Below are 18,459 nucleotides of genomic sequence, written 5' to 3'. Positions count from 1 at the left end.
ATACTTCACGCAAGCATCCGTGAACTAGCAGTCGAGGGCGAGGGTCAAGATCGACCGGCCCCACCCGCAGCCCGTCATTCCCATTTCCCCAGCACGTCGTTCGGCATTTCCACGCACAGGTTCAGTCACAAAGCGCGCCCATATTCGCACGCCACGTAATCGCACCAGGTGAGGAACTTCCCAGCATGCCGATCTCTGCCACCGCGCGGCCCGCCCGCCCGGCCAGGACACTCCCCTTCCATCGCATCGTGCCCCGCCTCGTCCGCGACCCGATCGCCGCGCTCGAAGCGATGTCCGCCGAGGCGGCAGGCGAGATCGTGCGGCTGGACCTCGGGACGTTCCGGCCCTATCTGGTCACCCATCCCGACCACGTCCAGCAGGTGTTCCGGGGGAACGCGGCGAACTACACGCGCGAGGGCGTCTTCTGGCGGCCGCTGCACCGGTTGTTCGGCGACGGCGTCCTGTCCGACGGCCCGTCCTGGCACACCAGCAGGAAGGTCCTGCAACCCGTTTTCACCGCGCGCAACGTGGACTCCCTGATCGGGCTCATGGCCACGACGGTGGCCGAGGCGATCGACGAGCTGGTCCCCGCCTCCCCCGCCACGATCGACGCGGCGGACTTCATGGCGCAGCTGGTCAACCGGACCGTCATCGCGGCCTTCTTCGACCGCAGGATCACCGACGAGGAGAGCACCCGGCTCATCCCGGCGCATGACAAGATCGCCCTGTCCATCGTCTCGCGGCTGCTGCTGCCGCTGGTGCCGCACCGGGTGCCGCTGCCCGGCGACCGGGCGTTCCACCAGGCGGTGCGGACGTTCGACAGCGTGATGCGCCCGCTGGTCGCCCGGCACCCGGCCGCCCCGCCCGAGGGCGACGACATCTTCGCCGTGCTGTGCCGGGCCCGGGACGCGAGCGGCGGCGAACTGGACGACCAGTGGGTGCGCGACAACATGGTGGCGATGTTCGCGGCCGGGACGGAGACCACCTCCGTCGCCCTGACCTGGCTGTGGCCGGTCCTCGCCGAGAACCCGCACGTCGCCGCCCGGCTGCACGCGGAGATCGACGAGGTGGTCGGCGATGAGCGGGTCACCCCCGACCACCTGCCCGCCCTGCGCTACACCCGGATGGTCGTGCAGGAACTGCTGAGGCTGTATCCGGTCGGCTGGCTGCTCCCGCGGATGGTGGTGCGCGACGACGTGATGGGCGGGGTGCGCCTGCAGGCCGGGGCGAACGTGCTCATCAGCCCCTATCTCACCCACCGGCTCGGGGAGTTCTGGGAGGACCCGCTGAGGTTCGATCCCGAGCGGTTCGCCGAGGCGCACGCCGGGGCGCGGCACCGCTACGCCTACTTCCCCTTCGGCGGCGGCCCGCACCAGTGCCTGGGCACGCACGTCTTCGACATCGAGGCGCTGCTCATCGTGGCCGGTCTGCTGAGCCGTTTCCGGCCCCGGCTGCTGGAGGGGGATCGGGTGACCCCGCGCGCCGCCGCGTCACTGCGGACCCGCAGGCGCGTATGGATGACCCTGCACCGGCGGACGGGCCGGTGAGCGGGCTCACCGCCGGTGGCGGCGTCCGGGCGACCTCCCTGGGCCCCGCAGAGATCGGGAAGGTGTGCGCGGTCGCCGGGACGCTCCAGCGCGACATGCGCGCGTGGGCGGAGGAGTACCCCGGCCTGTTCTCCGCCAAGCCGTTCGACGCGGCCCTGTACAGCACGCTGACCCTCGCGTCGGCGTTCAGCGGCCCGTGGTCGCGGGCGGCGGACCTGCGCATGGCCAACCGGGCGTGCCTGTGGTGCTTCGCGCTGGACTGGCTGATGGACTACCTGGCCACCGGGCCGGAGGAGGTTCAGGAGACGACACGGCGCTGCCTGGCCGTCGCGGAGGGGGCGCCGCCCGGCGCGGGCGACGACCTCGCCCGCTTCCTGGCCGAGATCCGGGCGGAACTCGCGGAACTGCCCGCCTTCGCCGCCCTCGGGCACGTCTGGCGCGAGGACCTGCGGCACATGCTCGACGCGATGACCGTGGAACTCACCTGGAAGGCGGAGGGCGTCGTCCCGGATTTCACCCGATATCTCGACAACGCCGACAATCTCGGCTTCTCCTTCGTCTTCACCACGCACTGGATCGCGACGACTTCGGCCGCGCCCTCGCCTGAGGAGATCGAGGCCGTGCGGGCGGCGAGCGCCGCCGTGCAGCGGGTCATCCGGCTGCTCAACGACCTGGGCAGCCACGAGCGGGACGCCGACTGGGGTGACCTCAACGCGCTAATGCTCGGCCGCGACCGGGAGCAGGTGCTGGCCCTCTCGGCCGAGCTGGCCACCCGGGCCCGGGAACTCCTGGATCCGGTACGGGCCTGCCGCCCGGACCTGGCGGACTACCTGGAGCGCCAGATGGACTTCTGCGCCGGGTTCTACCAGCTCGCCGACTACTGGGGGCGGCTGTGACCGTGCGGGTGGACCTCGCCGCGGAGGCGGGCAAGCTCGTCACCGACCTCGTCACCGAGCCGTGGGGCCGCGTCTCGCCCTCGGTGTACGAGACCAGCCGGCTGGTGACCCTCGCGCCCTGGCTGATCGGGCACGCCGAACGGGTGGACTACCTGCTGGACGTCCAGCGGGCCGACGGTGGCTGGGGCGGTCCCGGCGGGTACGCGCTCGTGCCGACGCTGGGCGCCACCGAGGCGCTGCTGACCGAGGCCGGGCGGTGGGGCAGCGGAGGCCGGCTGGCCGAGGCGATCGACCGCGGGCTGCGGCTGCTCTTCACCTGGTCGGCCGCCTCCTATCCGTTCCCGATCCCGGACATGCCCGCGATCGAGCTGATCGTGGCCTCCCTGGTCGAACGCCTCGACCGCCACCTGGGCGGGCTGTGCGCCGACCTGGAGGCGCCCCTGGCCCGCTGGCACGGCGCGCGCCTGGCCCCGCCCGCGCGGGCGGGCCTGTCCCGGCTCGCCCGCTACCGGGAGTCGCTGGCCGCGCGGCCCGCGCTGCCGGAGAAGATGCTGCACGCGCTGGAGGTGGCGGGCGAGGCGGTGGCCGGTCTCGGCGTGCGGCCCACGTCGATCGGGTCGGTCGGGGCCTCCCCGGCGGCGACGGCCGCCTGGCTGGCGGTGCAGCCCGCCATCGAGCCCAGCGACACCGCCCGGCGGCACCTGGAGTCGGTCGTGCGCAGGCACGGAGGGCCGGTGCCGTGCGGGATGCCGGTGACCGTCTTCGAGCGGGGGTGGGTGCTGAGCTCCCTGGTCAGGGCGGGGATCAGGCCACAGATCCCGGAGGAGGTGCTGTGGAGCCTGGGCGCGGCCAGCGGGCACGCCGGCACCGCCGCCGGGCCGGGACTGCCCGCCGACGCCGACACCACGGCGGTGGCGCTCTACTCGCTGTCGCTGCTCGGCATGCCCTATGAACCGGCGGGCCTCTGGGCCTACGAGGTGGACACGCATTTCTGTACCTGGCAGGGCGAGGAGGGAGTTTCGCCCACCGTTAACGCGCATGTCCTTGACGCTTTCGGCATGTACGTCAGCGGCAGCGCGGAACCGCGCGGCCGATACCGGGCCGCGATCGGGAAAGTGTCGGACTGGCTGCGCGAACAGCAGAGTCCGGAAGGGGCCTGGTCCGACCGGTGGCACGCCTCTCCGTACTACGCGACGGCCTGTTGCGCCCTGGCCCTGGCCGAGTTCGGCGGGGCGCGGTCGGCCGGGGCGGTACGGCGTGCCGCGGACTGGGTCATGGCCACCCAGCGGCCCGACGGCTCGTGGGGAACATGGTCGGGGACGGTGGAGGAGACCGCCTATGCCGTCCAGACCCTGGCCATGACCGACCCGTCGCCGGACGCCCGGCGCGGGCGGGCCGCCGAGCGCGGGCGGGAGTACATCCGGGCGCGGCTGGACTCGCCGGACGACACCCCGCTGTGGCACGACAAGGACCTGTACGCGCCGCCGGCGATCATACGCGCGGCGGCGCTGGCGGCCCTTCATGCCGGCGGCCGCAACTCGCCGTCAAACCCCCTGTAAAGGGACTTACCACCCAAGCTTTCTGCAAAACGACATAAATGGACATTAGCCGCCGTCTGCAATGTTGACTTGAGCAGCTTTAGCGTGATTGCTAAGGTTCCTGAGGCCGGTGTCGGCTGCCTGCCGTGTGCTCGTTCCACCGGTCCTTCGGTGATTCCGCATCGCCGTGATCATGAGCTGCGGGTTTCCGCCCGTCCTCCGCAGAATGGCTACGTATGCGTTTGCGCAAAACCCGGTTGGGCCCCAAGGTCGTCGCCCTGTTGGTCTCCCTCACCGCACTGTGGGCCTTCGCCGCCTGGGTGACCATGCGCGACGGCCTGAACCTGCTGTGGGTGACGCAGCTCGACCAGGCCATCTCCTCGCCCAGCGAGCCCATGCTCGCCGAGCTCCAGCGCGAGCGGCGGCTCACCCTCGTCCGGCTGGGCGCGCCCGGCGCCCGCCAGCGCGAGGCGCTGGCCGCCCAGCAGGCCCGCACCGACGCCGCGATCGCCGTGTTCGAGACCGAGTCCCAGGGCGATCTGGTCGGGTTGGCGGGCAGCGAGACGCTGCTCAAGCGGCTCGAAGAGGTGTACCGCAGGCTGGATTCGCTGAAGAAGTCGCGCAAGGCCGCCGGCGACGGGATGACCGACCAGAACAGCGCCGCGGGAATGTACTCCGAGGTCATCGACTCACTGTTCCGCACGTACGACGCCATGGCGACGCTCGACGACGAGGGGTTCGCGAAGAAGACCTGGGCGATCATCAACCTCAACCGGGCGCGTGAACTGCTGGCCCGCGAGGACGCGATGCTCGGCGGCATGCTCGCCGCCGGCCGCATCGACCCCGACCGGCGCGACGACTTCGTCCAGCTCGTCGGGGCCCGGCGGCACCTCATGGGCAACTCGCTCACCGAGGTGCGCGAGGTGGACCCGGTGGCCTTCGACAGCCTCAGCGACAGCGGGGCGCTCGTCCGCCTCCAGACGATCGAGGACGTCGTCATCGCCAACAACGGCGCCCGGCCGTTCCCGGTGAGCGGGGACCAGTGGCGCTCGGCCACCACCCCGGCGCTCACCGAGCTGGAGCAGACGGTCAACGCCGCGGGCGACCGGATCGTCGAGCAGGCCACGCCGATCGCGACCGGCGTCATCATCCGCCTCGCCCTGGCCGGCGGCCTGGGCCTGCTCGCGGTCATCGCCTCGGTCGTGCTGTCCATCACCACCGCGCGCGCCCTCGTGCGCCAGCTCGACCGGCTGCGGACCTCGGCCACCGAGCTGGCCAGGGAGCGGCTGCCCGGAGTGGTGGAACGACTCGGGCACGGCGAGAAGGTGGACATCGCGGCCGAGGCGCCGCCGCTGCGGTTCGGGGACGACCAGATCGGCCAGGTCGGCCAGGCGTTCAACGAGGTGCAGGAGACCGCGATCCGCGTCGCCGTCGAGCAGGCGGAGCTGCGCCGCAGCATCAGGGAGATCCTGCTGAGCCTGGCCAGGCGCACCCAGTCGCTGGTGCACCGCCAGCTCGCGCTGCTGGACACCATGGAGCGCAGGGAGAGCGACCCCTCGGAGCTTTCGGACCTGTTCCGGGTCGACCACCTGGCCACCCGCATGCGCCGCAACGCGGAGAACCTGATCGTGCTGTCCGGCTCCTCGCCCGCCCGGTCCTGGCGGCGGCCGGTCCCGATGATCGACGTGGTGCGCGGCGCGCTGGCCGAGGTCGAGGACTACACGCGGGTGAGCGTCCCGCCGATGGGCGAGGTCGCGCTGGTCGGCCGGGCCGTCGGTGACGTCATCCACCTGCTCGCCGAGCTGATCGAGAACGCCGTCTCCTACTCCCCGCCCTACACCACTGCGGAGGTCCACGGACAGATCGTGGCCAACGGCTACGTGATCGAGATCGAGGACCGCGGCCTCGGCATGACCGCCGACGACCTCGCCGCGGCCAACGCCCGGATCGTCGACCCGCCCGAGTTCGACCTGCGGGACACCTCCAGGCTCGGCCTGTTCGTGGTCAGCAGGCTCGCCGAACGGCACGGCATCAAGGTGTCCCTGAAGGGCTCCCCCTACGGCGGCACCACCGCGGTCATCCTGCTTCCGCCGGACATCGTGCTGGCCGAGGAGGACGACCGGGGCGGGGGCCCCGTCAGGCGGGAGATCGACTCCGGGCCGATGCCGGCCGTCACCGCCGGGCCGTGGGGCGGTGACCCGGAGATCGCACGCAGGACCGCCCTATTGGGAGAGACGAGCAGCATGTCGGAGTCATCGGCGAAGCCCGCCCTGACGGCGACCACCGGCGGCGGCATCCGGCCGGAGCCGGGCGCGAACGGCCTTCCCCCGCTACCGCGCAGGAACGGCGCGCTCGCCGTACCGGACGTGAACGGGCGCCGGACGCCGCCCCCGGGCGACGCGCCCGCGCGCCGGTACGATCCGCCGGCGAGCCCGGTGCGGGAGGACGGCCCAGATGAGGAGGGCCCCGACGAGGCCGGCTTCACCCCCGGCGGCCTGCCGTTCCGGGTGCCGCAGGCGAGCCTGGCCCCGGCGCTGCGCGCCGAGCAGCCGCCCGCGGAGCCCGCCGAGGACCCGGAGGAGGACGCCCGCTCGCCCGAGGAGATCCGCCGCATCATGGGCTCCTACCAGGCGGGCACCGTGCGCGGCCGGAGGGCCGCCGAGCAGGCCCACGCGGACGACGATCCCGGCCCCGCCCCCCGGCACGGACGCGACCCCGGCGATCCGCGCTGACCCGCCGCCCCGACCCCACGCCCCCCATTTCCCGAACCCCGCCGGCCGCGGCACCCGCGGAACGCACGAGCCAGCAGAAAGAGGACGACGAGTGTCCCAGAAGACCGCTTCACCCGCCGACCTGGCCTGGTTGCTCGACGATCTGGTGGATCGGACCAGAGAGGCCAGACACGGGATCGTGCTGTCCAATGACGGCCTGCTGATGGCCTGCTCGCGCGACCTGGGCCAGGTCGACGCCGAGCACCTGTCCGCGGTGGCGGCCGGGATCCAGAGCCTGGCCAAGGGGGTCGGCGAGCGGTTCGGCGGCGGCTCGGTGCGTCAGACCATCATCGAGATGCGCCAGGCGTACCTGCTGGTCACCGTGGCCGGGCAGGGCACCTGCCTGGCCGTGCTGTGCGGCCAGGACGCCGATGTGGGCGTGGTCGCCTACGAGATGGCGATGATGGTGACCCGCGTCGGGCAGTACCTCGTCTCCCCCGCGCGCAACGGGGACGGCGCCAGGGGTGACGCTCCACGATGAACTTCAACGACGAGCTGCCGGAGGAGTCCTGGCTGGACGACCAGGCCGGGCCGATCGTCCGCCCGTACGTGATGACGCGGGGGCGCACCGAGCCGATCAGGGGCGACTTCGACCTGATCTCGCTGATCGCCTCGATCCGGCCGGTCGGGGCCAAGGAGGTCGGCCTCAACCCCGAGCACCTGGCGATCGTGCGGCTGTGCCAGGAACCGCTTTCGGTGGCGGAGGTGGCGGCGCACCTGGACCTGCCCGCGGGCACCATCCGGGTGCTGCTCGGCGACCTGCTGGACCGGGGCTACGTCACGGTGCAGGACCCACAACCCGAGGTCGACATGCGCGACCGGAGAATGTACGAGGCGGTGCTGGATGGACTACGAGCGCTCTGATCGCGGCCGATCCGCCAAGAAGCTCCCGACCGCGATCAAGCTGCTGGTCGCGGGGGGCTTCGGGGTCGGCAAGACGACGCTTGTCAGCGCGGTGTCGGAGATCAGGCCGCTGCGCACCGAGGAACTGCTGACCGACCGGGGCGTCGGCATCGACGACGTGGCCGGGGTGGAGGCCAAGAACACCACCACGGTCGCGATGGACTTCGGCCGGATCAGCGTCGGTGACGACTACATGCTCTACCTGTTCGGCACGCCGGGCCAGGAGCGGTTCTGGTTCATGTGGGACGAGCTGTCGGCGGGCGCGCTGGGCGCGGTCATCCTGGCCGACACCCGGCGGCTGGCCGACTGCTTCCCCGCCGTGGACTACTTCGAGCGGCGCGGCACGCCGTTCATCGTGGCGGTCAACTGCTTCGACGGCGCGCGGCAGTACGAGGTCGACGAGGTCAGGCTGGCCCTGGGGCTGCCCGACCCGCTGCCGATCCTGCTGTGCGACGCGCGCCGCCGCGAGTCGGGCAAGGAAGTGCTGATCACCCTGGTCAAGCACGCCATGGAGGTCAACGCCAAGCGCACCGCCGCGGTGTGATCCGCGCCGGGCGCGGGCTCACTCCCGGTGCGCGGCGAGGTGGTCGGCCAGCGAGATCGGCGGGTGCCCGGTGAGCGTGGCCACGGCGTCGGTGACCAGGTCGAGTTCGCCCGCGGCGATGGCCGAGTAGGAGGTCACCCAGCCGTCCACCTCCCACTGAGGGGCGCCGTAGACCGCCCGTGAGGCGTACGCCTCCTCCAGAGTCTCGGCCTGGTAGGTGACCTTCCTGCCGGTGGCGCGGGTGATCTCGGCCGCCACCTCGGCCATGGTCAGCGCCTGCGGGCCGGTGAGGTCGTAGGTCGCGCCGTCGTGACCCTCGCCGAGCAGCACCGCCACCGCCGCGTCGGCGATGTCGTCCCTGGCCACCACGCCCGCCCGGCCCTCGCCGGCCGGACCGCGGATCACGCCGTCCTCACCGGCGAACAGCGGCAGCAGGTCCAGGTAGAGGTTGTCGCGCAGGAACGTGAAGCCGACGCCGGTCTCGCGGATGTGCTGCTCGGTGTGCCAGTGGTCGCGGGCGAAGGTGAACGTGGCGTCGGGGGCGGCTCCGGTGAAGGAGGTGTAGACGATCCGGGTCACGCCCGCCGCGACGGCGGCGTCCACCGCGGCGACGTGCTGCTCGCGCCGGTCGGCGGCCTCGGTCGCCGAGACCAGCAGCAGCGTGCCCACGCCGTCCAGCGCCGTGCGCAGCGCGCCGGGGTCCTGGTAGGCGGCGACGGCCGTCTCGGCGCCGGGCAGCGAAGGAGCCCGCGCCGGGTCTCTGACCACCAGCCGCGTCGATGCGCCGCGCTCGGCCAGTCTCCTGGCGATCCGCCCGCCGAGCTGTCCGCTCGCGCCCGTCACTCCGACGACTCCGGTAGCCATGGCACCAGTCTGCCGTCTTTCCCACCGCCTTGTCCCGTACCTCGGGCCGGTCGGCCGCCCGGGGAGTACGGCACGGCGGCGCGATGTCCTAATTGTCCGGTAGGACACCTGGATGGGCGGCTCTGCGACCCGCGATCGGGCGGCGAGCGCCGCCAACCCCGCCGAACCGCTTGCGCTGGGACGCACCAGCGTGTTTAGTTTAATTCTTAGTAAGGTTTCCTTTTAATAACCTGCGATCCACACCCCCCATACACGCAGGAGCTCCATTGCACGTCCGTCTGAAGACCGCGCTGGCGACCACCGTGCCCTTGGTGGCCGTCGCCGTCGCGCTGCCGGCCACGCCGGCCGCCGCGCACGGCTCGATGTCCAATCCTCCCAGCCGCGCCTACGTCTGCAAGACCGAGGGTCCGGAGACCCCTAAGTCGGACGCGTGCAAGGCGGCCCGTGCCGCGGGCGGCCCCCAGGCGTTCTACGACTGGCACGAGGTGTCCCTGCTCACCGCGGGCGGCCGGCACCGCGAGCTGATCCCGGACGGGAAGCTGTGCGGCGCGGGGCGGGACAAGTACCGCGGGCTCGACCTGAACCGCGCCGACTGGCCGGCCACCCGCGTCTCCCCCGGCCCGCTGACGATCACCTACCACGCGACCGCGCCGCACGCCAACAGCAACTTCGAGTTCTACATCACCCGTGAGGGCTGGAACCCGACGATGCCGCTGCGCTGGTCCGACCTGGTGCCGATCAAGAACTTCAACAACCAGAACCCGACCACGTTCACCAACTGGACGATCAACCTCCCGCAGCGCACCGGCCGCCACCTGATCTACTCGATCTGGCAGCGCGTTCTCGGCAGCCAGGAGGCGTTCTACACCTGCTCGGACGTCGACTTCGGCGGTGGCGTGGAGCCCACGCCGACTCCGACACCCACCCCGACCCCGACCCCGACGCCCACCCCGACTCCCACGTCCACGCCGACCCCCACGCCGACGGTCACCGACCCGGGCGGCACGTGGACGGCGGGCACGGCCTACCGGTCGGGCGACCGCGTCACCTACGGCGGCCTCAGCTACCAGTGCCGCCAGGCGCACACCGCCCTCGTGGGCTGGGAACCGCCGAACGCCGCCTCTCTCTGGCAGCGTCTCTGACCCGTCCGGGCGGGCGGATCCCCTCCCCGCCCGCCCGGACGCTCCGATCGGCCCCCCGCCCCCACCCCCCGGGAGCCCGTATGAAGCGCCTGGTCACGGCGCTGAGCGCCGCCGCCGTACTGCTGCTCGCCGGGTGTGCGGGCGGCGCGGCGGCCGGTTCGCCGGCGCAGCCCGCCGCCCCCTCGGAGGCGGAGGCCACCGGCCCGGTCAACGCGGCGGACGTGATGTTCCTGCAGATGATGATCCCGCATCACCGCCAGAGCATCGAGATCGCCAGGCTGGCCGGCAAGCAGGCCGCCGATCCGACGGTCAAGACCATGGCCGAGGCCGTCGCGGTCACCCAGGCGGCCGAGGTCTTCGCGATGTCCGAGCGCCTGTACGGCTGGAACCAGCCGCTCACCGTGGGCAAGGACGCCCACGCCGCGCACGGCGGCATGCCGGAGATCGCCAAGAAGGCCATCGCCAAGCTGCGCAAGGCGCCCCCCGGCGAGTTCGACCGGGACTTCCTGCAGATGCTGATCGCCCACCACGACGACGGCGTCCAGATGTGCAACACCGAGGTCTCGACCGGGACCAACCCCGCGACGGTCGAGCAGGCCCGCAAGCTCAGCAAGGGACTGTCCGCGCAGATCGACCACATGCTCGACCTGCTCACCAAGATCGACCCCGCGGCCGGGCGGAAGGCGAGCCCGTCCACCAGCCCGGCGTGAGGCGATCCCGCCTTCCCCGGCGGCCAGATGCCCGCAGCGGCCGGTGACCGTGCGACGAGCCGGACAGCGTCGCCGACCTGCTGTTCGGGCCGGGCTGAGCGCCGCCGCGCCCGGTCACGGTGTTCCGGCGCGGATCTGGTCGAGGTAGTTGTATGCGGTGACGCGGGAGACGCCCAGCCGCCGGGCCACGCGGTCCACCGAACGTTTGACGAAGAACGCGCCCTTGTCGTCAAGGAAGCGCAGGACCGCGATCTTGTCCTCGCGGCTCATCAGGGCCACCGTCCTGCCGGTGGCGGCGATGGCGGACTCGATGAGGTTGTCCAGGACCTCGGAGATGTCCTGGGCGAAGATCTCCTCGCGGGCGGGGGCGTCGGCGGATCCGATGATCTCGTCGATGCCCGCCCTGGCCGCGTGGAAGGGCGTCATGTCCACGTTGACGCACAGCGACGCGATGACCCGCCCGTCGGCGTCGCGGATGAAGACCGACGAGGATCGCAGGTCGCGGCCGTCGGCGGTGCGGGCGCGGTAGCCGAACTCGTCGTGGTCCTCCTCCTCGCTGCGCAGCGTCTCAAGGCCGAGGTTGGTGGACGGCCCGCCCACCGAACGGCCGGTGACGTGGCCGTTCTCGATGGCGGCGATGGTGCTCTCCATCTCGTGGCCGGTCAGATCGTGCAGCACGACCTCGCAGTGCGGGCCCACCGCGGCGGCGACGGCCTTCATGACCGGCCGCAGGATCGGCGCGAGGTCATCGAGCCCGGTGGCGGCGGTGCGCCCGGGGGCACGCTCGGCAGGCATCGCGACTCCTTCAGCGGACCGGGGGCGGCGGCCGGACCGGCCGCCTGGGGTCAGTGTGGCAGGTTCACCGTCCCGCCTCACATTCGTTGGAAGAAATTCTGTTAACCCCATTGACGAGTTGTCAATCGATTGAACACACTAGCCAACGATCCAACGGATAGAGGTCGCGGCGATGCCGAGGATTCGCTTCGCGGGGGTCACCAAGTCGTTCGGGGACGTCACGGTCATCGAGAGGTTCGACGCGGAGATCCCCGACGGTGAGTTCCTCGTACTGCTCGGCCCGTCCGGAAGCGGCAAGTCCACCATGCTCAGGATGATCGCCGGGCTGACCGGCCTCACCGGCGGGACCTTGGAGTTCGACGGAAGGAAGGTGAACGACCTGGCCCCCGACCAGCGCGACGTCGCCTTCGTCTTCCAGTCCGCCGCGCTCTATCCGCACCTGTCGGTCCGGGCGAACATCGCGTTCCCGCTGATGGTCGGCCGCTTCCGCTGGTACCACCACCTGCCGGTGGCGGGCCGGGCGCTGCGCCGGGCCTTCGTGCGCGACGCCGAGGTCAACCGGCGGATCGAGCGGGCGGCCGCGTCGATGCGGGTCACCGAGTTCCTGGACCGCCGCCCCCGGGCGCTGTCCGGCGGCCAGCGCCGCCGGGTGGCCCTCGCCCGTGAGCTGGTCCGCGAACCGTCGCTGTACCTGCTGGACGAGCCGCTGACCGGCCTGGACGGGCCGCTGCGCACCGAGTTGCGCGCCGAGATCGGCGCGCTCTACCACCGGACGGGCACGAGCTTCGTCTACGTCACCCACGACCAGGACGAGGCGATGAGCATGGCCACGCGCGTCATCGTGCTCAACGACGGCGTGGTGCAGCAGTACGGCACGCCCGGCGAGGTCTACGAGAGCCCGGCGAACACGTTCGTGGCCCGGTTCGTCGGCAGCCCGCCGATGAACCTGTTGCCCGGCCCGCTGTTCGGCGGGGCGGGGGACGACGTCCTGATCGGCGTACGCGCCGAAAGGGTGACAGTGGGCCCGCCGGACGGCGAAGGCGTGCCCGCGCAGGTGGCCGGGGTCGAACGGCGGGGCGCCGAGAGCGTGGTCGCCTTCCGGCTCGGCCCGCCGGGACGCTCCGGCGATCTGCACCACGCCCGGATACCCGGCGATGTCCGCTTCGCCCCCGGAGACCCGTGCCGCGTCCGGCCCGACCTGACCGGCGCCCCCTGGTTCGACCGCCGCACCGGAAAGCGGATCGAGTCCGTCACGCGCCCGACCATCACTACTGAAAGGTGAACGATATGCCCAAGAAGGCCATCAGCACGGACAAGGCGGCCCCTCCCGGAGGCCCGTACTCCCAGGCGGTCGTCGCCGGCGACCACGTGTACCTGGCGGGCGCCTGCCCCGTACTGCCCGACGGCACGTGGGTGCGCGGGGCGTTCGCCGACCAGGCCAGGGCGGCGTTCGAGAACCTGGCGCGCGTCGCGGAGGCGGCGGGCGCGGACCTGACGCAGGCCGTACGGGTCGGCGTGTACCTGCGCGACTTCGCCGACTTCGCGGAGATGAACGAGATCTACGCCGAGTACTTCGGCCACCCCGACCCGCCGGTCAGGACCACCCTGCCGGTGGCGCTCAACGGCTTCGACATCGAGATCGACGCCATCCTCTACACCGGCGACTGAGCACCCGCGCCTCCGCCGGCCCCCGCCTCGCGCGGCGGCCGGCGGGCGCGCTCGCCGGATTCCCCAACGGCGGGTGTTTTCATCACGGTAAAGTCCGCGTAGATTTCCTACACGGCGGGGGACCTTGAATGCACCGCAGCCCTGACCTCGGCAGGCTGGCCATGACCGTGCTGCAGCCCGGCTTCCACGGCACCACCCCGCCCACCTGGCTGCGCCGCGCGCTCGGCGAAGGGCTGGGCGGCACCGTGCTGTTCGCCAGGAACATCACGGACGCGGACCAGGCCGCCGAACTGGTCGCCGCGATCCGCGCCGGCAATCCCCAAGTCGTCGTCGCGGTGGACGAGGAGGGCGGGGTCGTCACCCGGATGGAGGCCCGGACGGGCAGTTCCTGGCCGGGCAACCTGGCGCTCGGCGTGGGCGGCGACACCGGCCGCACCGAACTGGTGGCCCGCCAGATCGGGCGCATGCTGGCCAGGGCCGGGATCACCCTCGACTACGCCCCGGTGGCCGACGTCAACGCCGACGCGGCCAACCCGGTGATCGGCATCCGCTCCTTCGGCGCGGAACCCGGACCGGTGGCCGCGCACACCGCGGCCTGGGTGAACGGGCTGCAGGGCACCGGGGTGGCGGCGTGCGCCAAGCACTTCCCCGGGCACGGCGACACCGTCACCGACTCCCACCACGGCCTGCCCGCCGTACACGCGCCGCTCGCCCTGCTACGCGAACGGGACCTGCCGCCGTTCCGCGCGGCGATCGACGCGGGCGTGCGCGCGGTGATGTGCGGCCACCTGCTGGTGCCCGCACTGGACCCCGAACAGCCCGCCACGTTCAGCCACCGGATACTCACCGGACTCCTGCGCGACGAACTCGGCTTCACCGGCATGCTGGTCACCGACGCGATCGAGATGCGCGCGGTGGCCGCCCTGCACTCCCCCGGCGAGATCGCGGTCAGGGCGCTCGCCGCGGGGGCCGACGCGATCTGCGCGGGGGCCACCTCACCCGACGGGGAGAGCGTCCTCGCGCTGCGCGACGCGATCGTCGCGGCGGTCCACGCGGGCACGCTGGCGGAGTCCCGGCTGGCACAGGCCGCCTCCCGGGTGCTCGACCTGGCCCGCTGGCACGCCGAGGCGGCCCCCGACACCGCCCCGCCCGACCACGAACTCGGCCTCGCGGCGGCCCGGGCCGCCCTTCGCGTCACCGCCGCGGGCCCGCTGCCCGATCCGGTGCTTTCCGCTCCGCCGCTGGTCGTGGACCTCGCCCCGCGTATGACGCTCGCCGTCGATGGCGACGTACCGTCCGGCCTGGCGGGCGCGCTGTCCGGCGTACTGCCGGGCACCCGTTCCCACACCGTCACCGCCGCCGACCCCCGGCTGCCCGACCTCGGCGTGCCGGGCCCGGTGGTCCTGGTGGCGCACGACGCGGTCCGCCACGCCTGGGTCGGCGAGCTGACCGCCGAGGCGGTACGGCGGCGTCCCGACCTCATCGTCGTCGAGACCGGCGTCCCCGGGCCGCCCGCCGGAGCCGTCCACATCGCCACCCACGGTGTCTCCCGCGCCTCCTTCCGGGCGGTGGCCCACCTGCTGACGTAGAGCGTCGTTCGCGGGCGCGCTCGTGGTGACGCGCGCCCGCGAACGATTCTTACGAGGTCAGCCCGTAGGCCCTGATGACGGTCTGGGCGAACGTGGTGTCACCCGAGCCCGCCGAGACGCGCAGCGACACGAAGTCGCCCGCCGCCGGGTTGCGGACCAGCGCCGTCCACTGTCCGTGCACCCGGGCCACCGGGGCGGCCCGCCAGGTCCTGCCCTCGTCGAAGGAGACCTCGGCCTTCGGCCGGATCTTGTCCGAGGCCACTCCCGGCCGCTCGACCAGAAGCCTGATCGGGGTGAGCACGGAGCGCCTGGCCCGGTTCAACTCGTCGAGGCCCTGCGGGGCCATCCGCACGTGCAGCAGGGACAGCGGCGTGATCTCCGCCGTGCTGCCGGAGCGGAAGGTCAACTTGGCGTCCACGGCGGTGGACAGCGAGGCGTACGGCACCTGCCGCCGTCCCGACATCGTCGCCGTGTAGACCGACTCCTCGGGCGGCACCTCCGTGCCGATGAAGCAGATTCCCGCGAACGGCGGCTCGCACGCTTCCCTGGCGAGTTCCTTGCCGTCCTTGGCCAGGGTGAGCGCGACCGAGGAGTTGTCCTCCCAGCCGGCGCGTCCTGCCCCTGAGTCGGAGAACAGCGTGCTGTCGAGCTGGAGGAGATCACGCTCACGGAGGGACCAGGGGGACTGCGCCGCGCCGAGCACGGCGGTGTTCCACAGCTCGGTGTGCGACCCGCGGGTCACCTCCCTGCCCGAGTCCTGGATCGTCTGCCCGCCGCTCTCGTCGTACAGAGAGAGCTGGGATCCCCACTTGAGGCCCTTGACGACGGACCGGTAGTGGACGAGCTTCGCGGGCACGCGCACGGGGGTGTCGATGAGCCAGTCATCGAGCCGGCCGACCAGCGCGGCGCCACTCGCCGGTACGCCCGCGCCCCGGTAGGTCGCCGTCACCTTGGCGAGGTCCGCTCTTCTACTCGTGTACACCGGGTCGCCGGGCAGACCGCCCTCGACGGTGTTGACGAGGTCGTACCGGTAGGGGCTGGGCGTCGTATCCGCCTTGACCAGCGTCGATTGTGCCATGAACGACAGACCGGGCACCTGTGACGGCACGACGAAGATCTTGCCTTCCAACGCCAGCAGGTAGAAGCCGATCCACGCGTCCCCCTTGCGCTGAATGGCCGAGACGCCCTGGGCGTCCCGCCGGGCGGCCGGGTCGTCGATGGTCTGGACGACCTCCTTGCCCGCTGCGAGATCGAACGTCACCTGCCTGGTCTGCTCGCTGAGCCGGAACGGCGGCGGCTGGGCGATGGTCGCCTTGTCCTCTCCCTCGGAGACCAGGGCGCGCAGGTACCATTCACCCGCGGGCAGCCGGACCGTGCCGGCGCCGTCACGAAGCTCGATGAACTCCAGCCACTCCGTTTCGAAGTTGACGGCGACCACGTAGCCTGCCTGGCCGGGCGCTCCGCCCTTGGTGGTGACGGTCAGGTCATAGGACTCCGGCTCGACGTACGCACCGGCCAGGGTGCGCACCACCGTGTCGCCCGCGGTCGCGGTGACCACTCCCGCGTACGCGCCCGGTGTGATCCCGTCCGCCGCCACGGTGACGGTGACCGACGCCTCACCCTTGGCGGGCACCGTGACCCGGTCGGCCGACAGGCTCAGCACCCCTTTGGGGAGTGCGCCGCCTCCGACGGGCGCGATGGCCAGGTCGAAGGTGACGGGGGCGTCGCCGGTGTTGGTGTAGGTGATGGTCTTGGTGGTCTGCTGGCCCTTCTCGTGCGGATACCTGAGCACCGCGGAGACGTTGCCGGGGAGGGTGACCACGGTCTGGGTGAGCGCCTTGGCCGCCTCCAATCGTCCCGCGCCCTGCGCGAACGCGTCGGCGTCGGTCTTGGGGGTGGCACTGCTGATCAGCGCCGACTTCAGCCGCTCTCCCCGCCAGTCCGGCTGCCGCTGGGCCAGGATCGCCGCAGCGCCCGCGACGTGCGGCGTCGCCATCGAGGTACCGGAATATGCGTCATAAGCGCCTTCGGCCCCGCCCGGAACCGCGGCGGTGATGTCGACGCCAGGCGCGGTGATCTCCGGTTTGATCGCGCCGTCGCCGACCCGTGGGCCGCGGCTGGAGAACTCGGCCATCTGGTCCTGCTTGTCCACCGCGCCCACGGTCAGCGCGGCATCCGCGCTGCCCAGGCTGCCCACCGCACCGGGCACCGCGCCGGCGTTACCGGCCGCGATCACGAACAGCGCGCCCGTCCGCTCGCTGAGGACGTTCACCGCCTCTTCGAGCGGATCGAGCGTCTGGGTGTCGGCCCCGCCGAGGCTCATGTTGACGACCTTGGCCTTGACCTCGTTCGCCGCCCATTCCATGCCTGCGGCGATCTCCGATTCACTTCCGCCGAACTCGCCGAGCACCTTGCCGACCGCGATTTTGGCGTCCGGCGCGACACCCCGGTACTTCCCGCCGGAGGCCGCTCCCGTTCCCGCGATCGTCGAGGCCACGTGGGTGCCATGGCCGACGTGGTCATTGACGTCCGGCTCGTCGCTGCTGAAGCTCTTGCTGTGCGTGACCACGCCCTTCAGGTCGGGGTGAGCCGGGTCGTAGCCGGTGTCCAGGACCGCGACGGTCACACCCTTGCCGGTGTACCCGCTCTTCCACGCCTCCGGCGCACCGACCTGCGCCACGCTCTTGTCCAGGGACGGCATCCGCCTACCGTCCAGCCACAGCCGGCCGACCCCGCCCGCCAGCGACCGGGCGTTCGCGCCGCCGCTCAGCGCCTGCCACGCCGTGGTCGCGTCCTCCTTGGGGACCTTGACCGCCGCCAGCCCGAGCGCCCCGCTGCGCCAGGAGGGAGCCGGCGCACCGGATAACCGGAACGTCGCCGCCGCCGCGCCGGTCGTGCGGGCGATGACGGGGACGTCCTTGCGGTGCGCGTCGTCGTACTTCCATTCGATGAGCTGCGTGACGTCGAACAGCCGCTCATCCAGCAGTCCGCGCGCGATCAGCGGGGCCGCGTCGGATGGGAGGACCATCAGATGGTCCTTCTTCCGGATCGCGGAGAACTGAACCTTACGGCCCTTGCCGGGCCGGACCGAGTAGCCTGAAGAGGAGATCCTTACCTGGTCTCCCGTGATGAGCGTGACGGTCTTCACGCCTCCTGCGGCCGGTCCACCGACACCCTGTAGAGGGCGATACCCCGACCTGACCTGCGAGCCCTGCCCCTCGGCCGTACCCGGGGACCCACTCGCGCTAGCCCCGTTTTCCGCACGTGAGTGATCTTCAGCGGAGGTCTCGTGGATCGATGTCGAGGAGGTCCAGGAGATCGAGTTGGAGATCGGTGGGGTGCGGGATGATCGGGGGTGATTGGCCGGTGCCCGGGATCAGCCGGATACCGGCCAGCGCGTCGAGGATGAGCTTGCCGGTGGGCACGGCGGGCCGTCCGGCGTACAAGCCGTCCATCTTGGCCTGGCCGCGAGCCGCCAGGGCGTGGCGGACC

General features: G+C 72.0%; 16 protein-coding genes. 12 read left to right on the top strand and 4 right to left on the bottom strand.

Annotated elements, in window-relative coordinates:
- The first annotated feature begins 185 nt into the window (after window positions 1-185).
- The 7 genes from DP939_RS39680 (at window position 186) to DP939_RS39650 (ending at window position 8,199) form a co-directional block, all read left to right on the top strand.
- Window positions 186-1,547 carry a cytochrome P450 gene (locus DP939_RS39680; protein WP_113986005.1) on the top strand — a complete coding sequence of 454 codons (1,362 nt, stop codon included), beginning with the start codon at window positions 186-188 and terminating at the stop codon, window positions 1,545-1,547.
- The gene (locus DP939_RS39675; protein ID WP_225878774.1) at window positions 1,544-2,443 is read left to right on the top strand and encodes a terpene synthase family protein; all 900 of its coding nucleotides are present in this window, start codon (window positions 1,544-1,546) and stop codon (window positions 2,441-2,443) included. Before DP939_RS39680 ends, DP939_RS39675 begins: the two co-directional genes overlap by 4 nt.
- On the top strand, window positions 2,440-4,002 hold the full coding sequence (locus DP939_RS39670) for a prenyltransferase/squalene oxidase repeat-containing protein (RefSeq protein WP_225878773.1): 1,563 nt from the start codon (window positions 2,440-2,442) through the stop codon (window positions 4,000-4,002). Before DP939_RS39675 ends, DP939_RS39670 begins: the two co-directional genes overlap by 4 nt.
- A gap of 215 nt (window positions 4,003-4,217) precedes the next feature.
- Window positions 4,218-6,713 carry a sensor histidine kinase gene (locus DP939_RS39665; protein ID WP_113986002.1) on the top strand — a complete coding sequence of 832 codons (2,496 nt, stop codon included), beginning with the start codon at window positions 4,218-4,220 and terminating at the stop codon, window positions 6,711-6,713.
- Window positions 6,714-6,804: 91 nt separating this feature from the next.
- On the top strand, window positions 6,805-7,233 hold the full coding sequence (locus DP939_RS39660) for a roadblock/LC7 domain-containing protein (protein WP_113986001.1): 429 nt from the start codon (window positions 6,805-6,807) through the stop codon (window positions 7,231-7,233).
- Complete coding sequence (locus tag DP939_RS39655; protein WP_111171909.1) at window positions 7,230-7,616, top strand: DUF742 domain-containing protein; 387 nt, start codon at window positions 7,230-7,232, stop codon at window positions 7,614-7,616. Before DP939_RS39660 ends, DP939_RS39655 begins: the two co-directional genes overlap by 4 nt.
- The gene (locus tag DP939_RS39650) at window positions 7,597-8,199 is read left to right on the top strand and encodes a GTP-binding protein (protein WP_113986000.1); all 603 of its coding nucleotides are present in this window, start codon (window positions 7,597-7,599) and stop codon (window positions 8,197-8,199) included. Before DP939_RS39655 ends, DP939_RS39650 begins: the two co-directional genes overlap by 20 nt.
- Before the next feature lie 18 nt (window positions 8,200-8,217).
- On the opposite strand, the gene DP939_RS39645 is transcribed toward DP939_RS39650, so the two are convergent.
- On the bottom strand, window positions 8,218-9,063 hold the full coding sequence (locus DP939_RS39645) for an SDR family oxidoreductase (RefSeq protein WP_113985999.1): 846 nt from the start codon (window positions 9,061-9,063) through the stop codon (window positions 8,218-8,220).
- Between the two features lie 266 nt (window positions 9,064-9,329).
- On the opposite strand from DP939_RS39645, the gene DP939_RS47310 reads away from it, so the two are divergent.
- On the top strand, window positions 9,330-10,205 hold the full coding sequence (locus DP939_RS47310; protein WP_113985998.1) for a lytic polysaccharide monooxygenase auxiliary activity family 9 protein: 876 nt from the start codon (window positions 9,330-9,332) through the stop codon (window positions 10,203-10,205).
- 80 nt (window positions 10,206-10,285) lie between these two features.
- Window positions 10,286-10,915: a DUF305 domain-containing protein gene (locus DP939_RS39635; RefSeq protein WP_113985997.1), complete on the top strand. Its 630-nt coding sequence runs from the start codon at window positions 10,286-10,288 to the stop codon at window positions 10,913-10,915.
- A gap of 114 nt (window positions 10,916-11,029) precedes the next feature.
- Here the strand turns inward: DP939_RS39635 and DP939_RS39630 are convergent, their stop codons facing one another.
- Window positions 11,030-11,710: a helix-turn-helix transcriptional regulator gene (locus DP939_RS39630; RefSeq protein ID WP_158578951.1), complete on the bottom strand. Its 681-nt coding sequence runs from the start codon at window positions 11,708-11,710 to the stop codon at window positions 11,030-11,032.
- A 172-nt stretch (window positions 11,711-11,882) separates the two neighbouring features.
- Here DP939_RS39630 and DP939_RS39625 point away from each other — a divergent pair, with 172 nt between their 5' ends.
- The 3 genes from DP939_RS39625 (at window position 11,883) to DP939_RS39615 (ending at window position 14,967) form a co-directional block, all read left to right on the top strand.
- Window positions 11,883-12,992, top strand: a complete 1,110-nt coding sequence (locus tag DP939_RS39625) for an ABC transporter ATP-binding protein (RefSeq protein WP_113985995.1) — start codon at window positions 11,883-11,885, stop codon at window positions 12,990-12,992.
- A gap of 5 nt (window positions 12,993-12,997) precedes the next feature.
- On the top strand, window positions 12,998-13,378 hold the full coding sequence (locus tag DP939_RS39620) for a RidA family protein (RefSeq protein WP_113985994.1): 381 nt from the start codon (window positions 12,998-13,000) through the stop codon (window positions 13,376-13,378).
- Between the two features lie 128 nt (window positions 13,379-13,506).
- Entirely contained in the window at window positions 13,507-14,967 is a 1,461-nt protein-coding gene (locus tag DP939_RS39615; RefSeq protein ID WP_113985993.1) for a glycoside hydrolase family 3 protein, read from the top strand.
- 49 nt (window positions 14,968-15,016) lie between these two features.
- On the opposite strand, the gene DP939_RS39610 is transcribed toward DP939_RS39615, so the two are convergent.
- The gene (locus DP939_RS39610) at window positions 15,017-17,995 is read right to left on the bottom strand and encodes a S8 family serine peptidase (RefSeq protein ID WP_147268318.1); all 2,979 of its coding nucleotides are present in this window, start codon (window positions 17,993-17,995) and stop codon (window positions 15,017-15,019) included.
- A 247-nt stretch (window positions 17,996-18,242) separates the two neighbouring features.
- Window positions 18,243-18,459, bottom strand: a 217-nt coding sequence (locus DP939_RS46540; RefSeq protein WP_199565154.1) for a hypothetical protein, incomplete at its 5' end; no start/stop codon positions are given.

Origin of the sequence: Spongiactinospora rosea, assembly GCF_003315795.1 — a bacterium.
Lineage (GTDB): Bacteria > Actinomycetota > Actinomycetes > Streptosporangiales > Streptosporangiaceae > Spongiactinospora > Spongiactinospora rosea.
The sequence above is the reverse complement of the archived record's forward strand: the minus strand, read 5'-3'. Positions and strand labels throughout refer to the sequence as shown.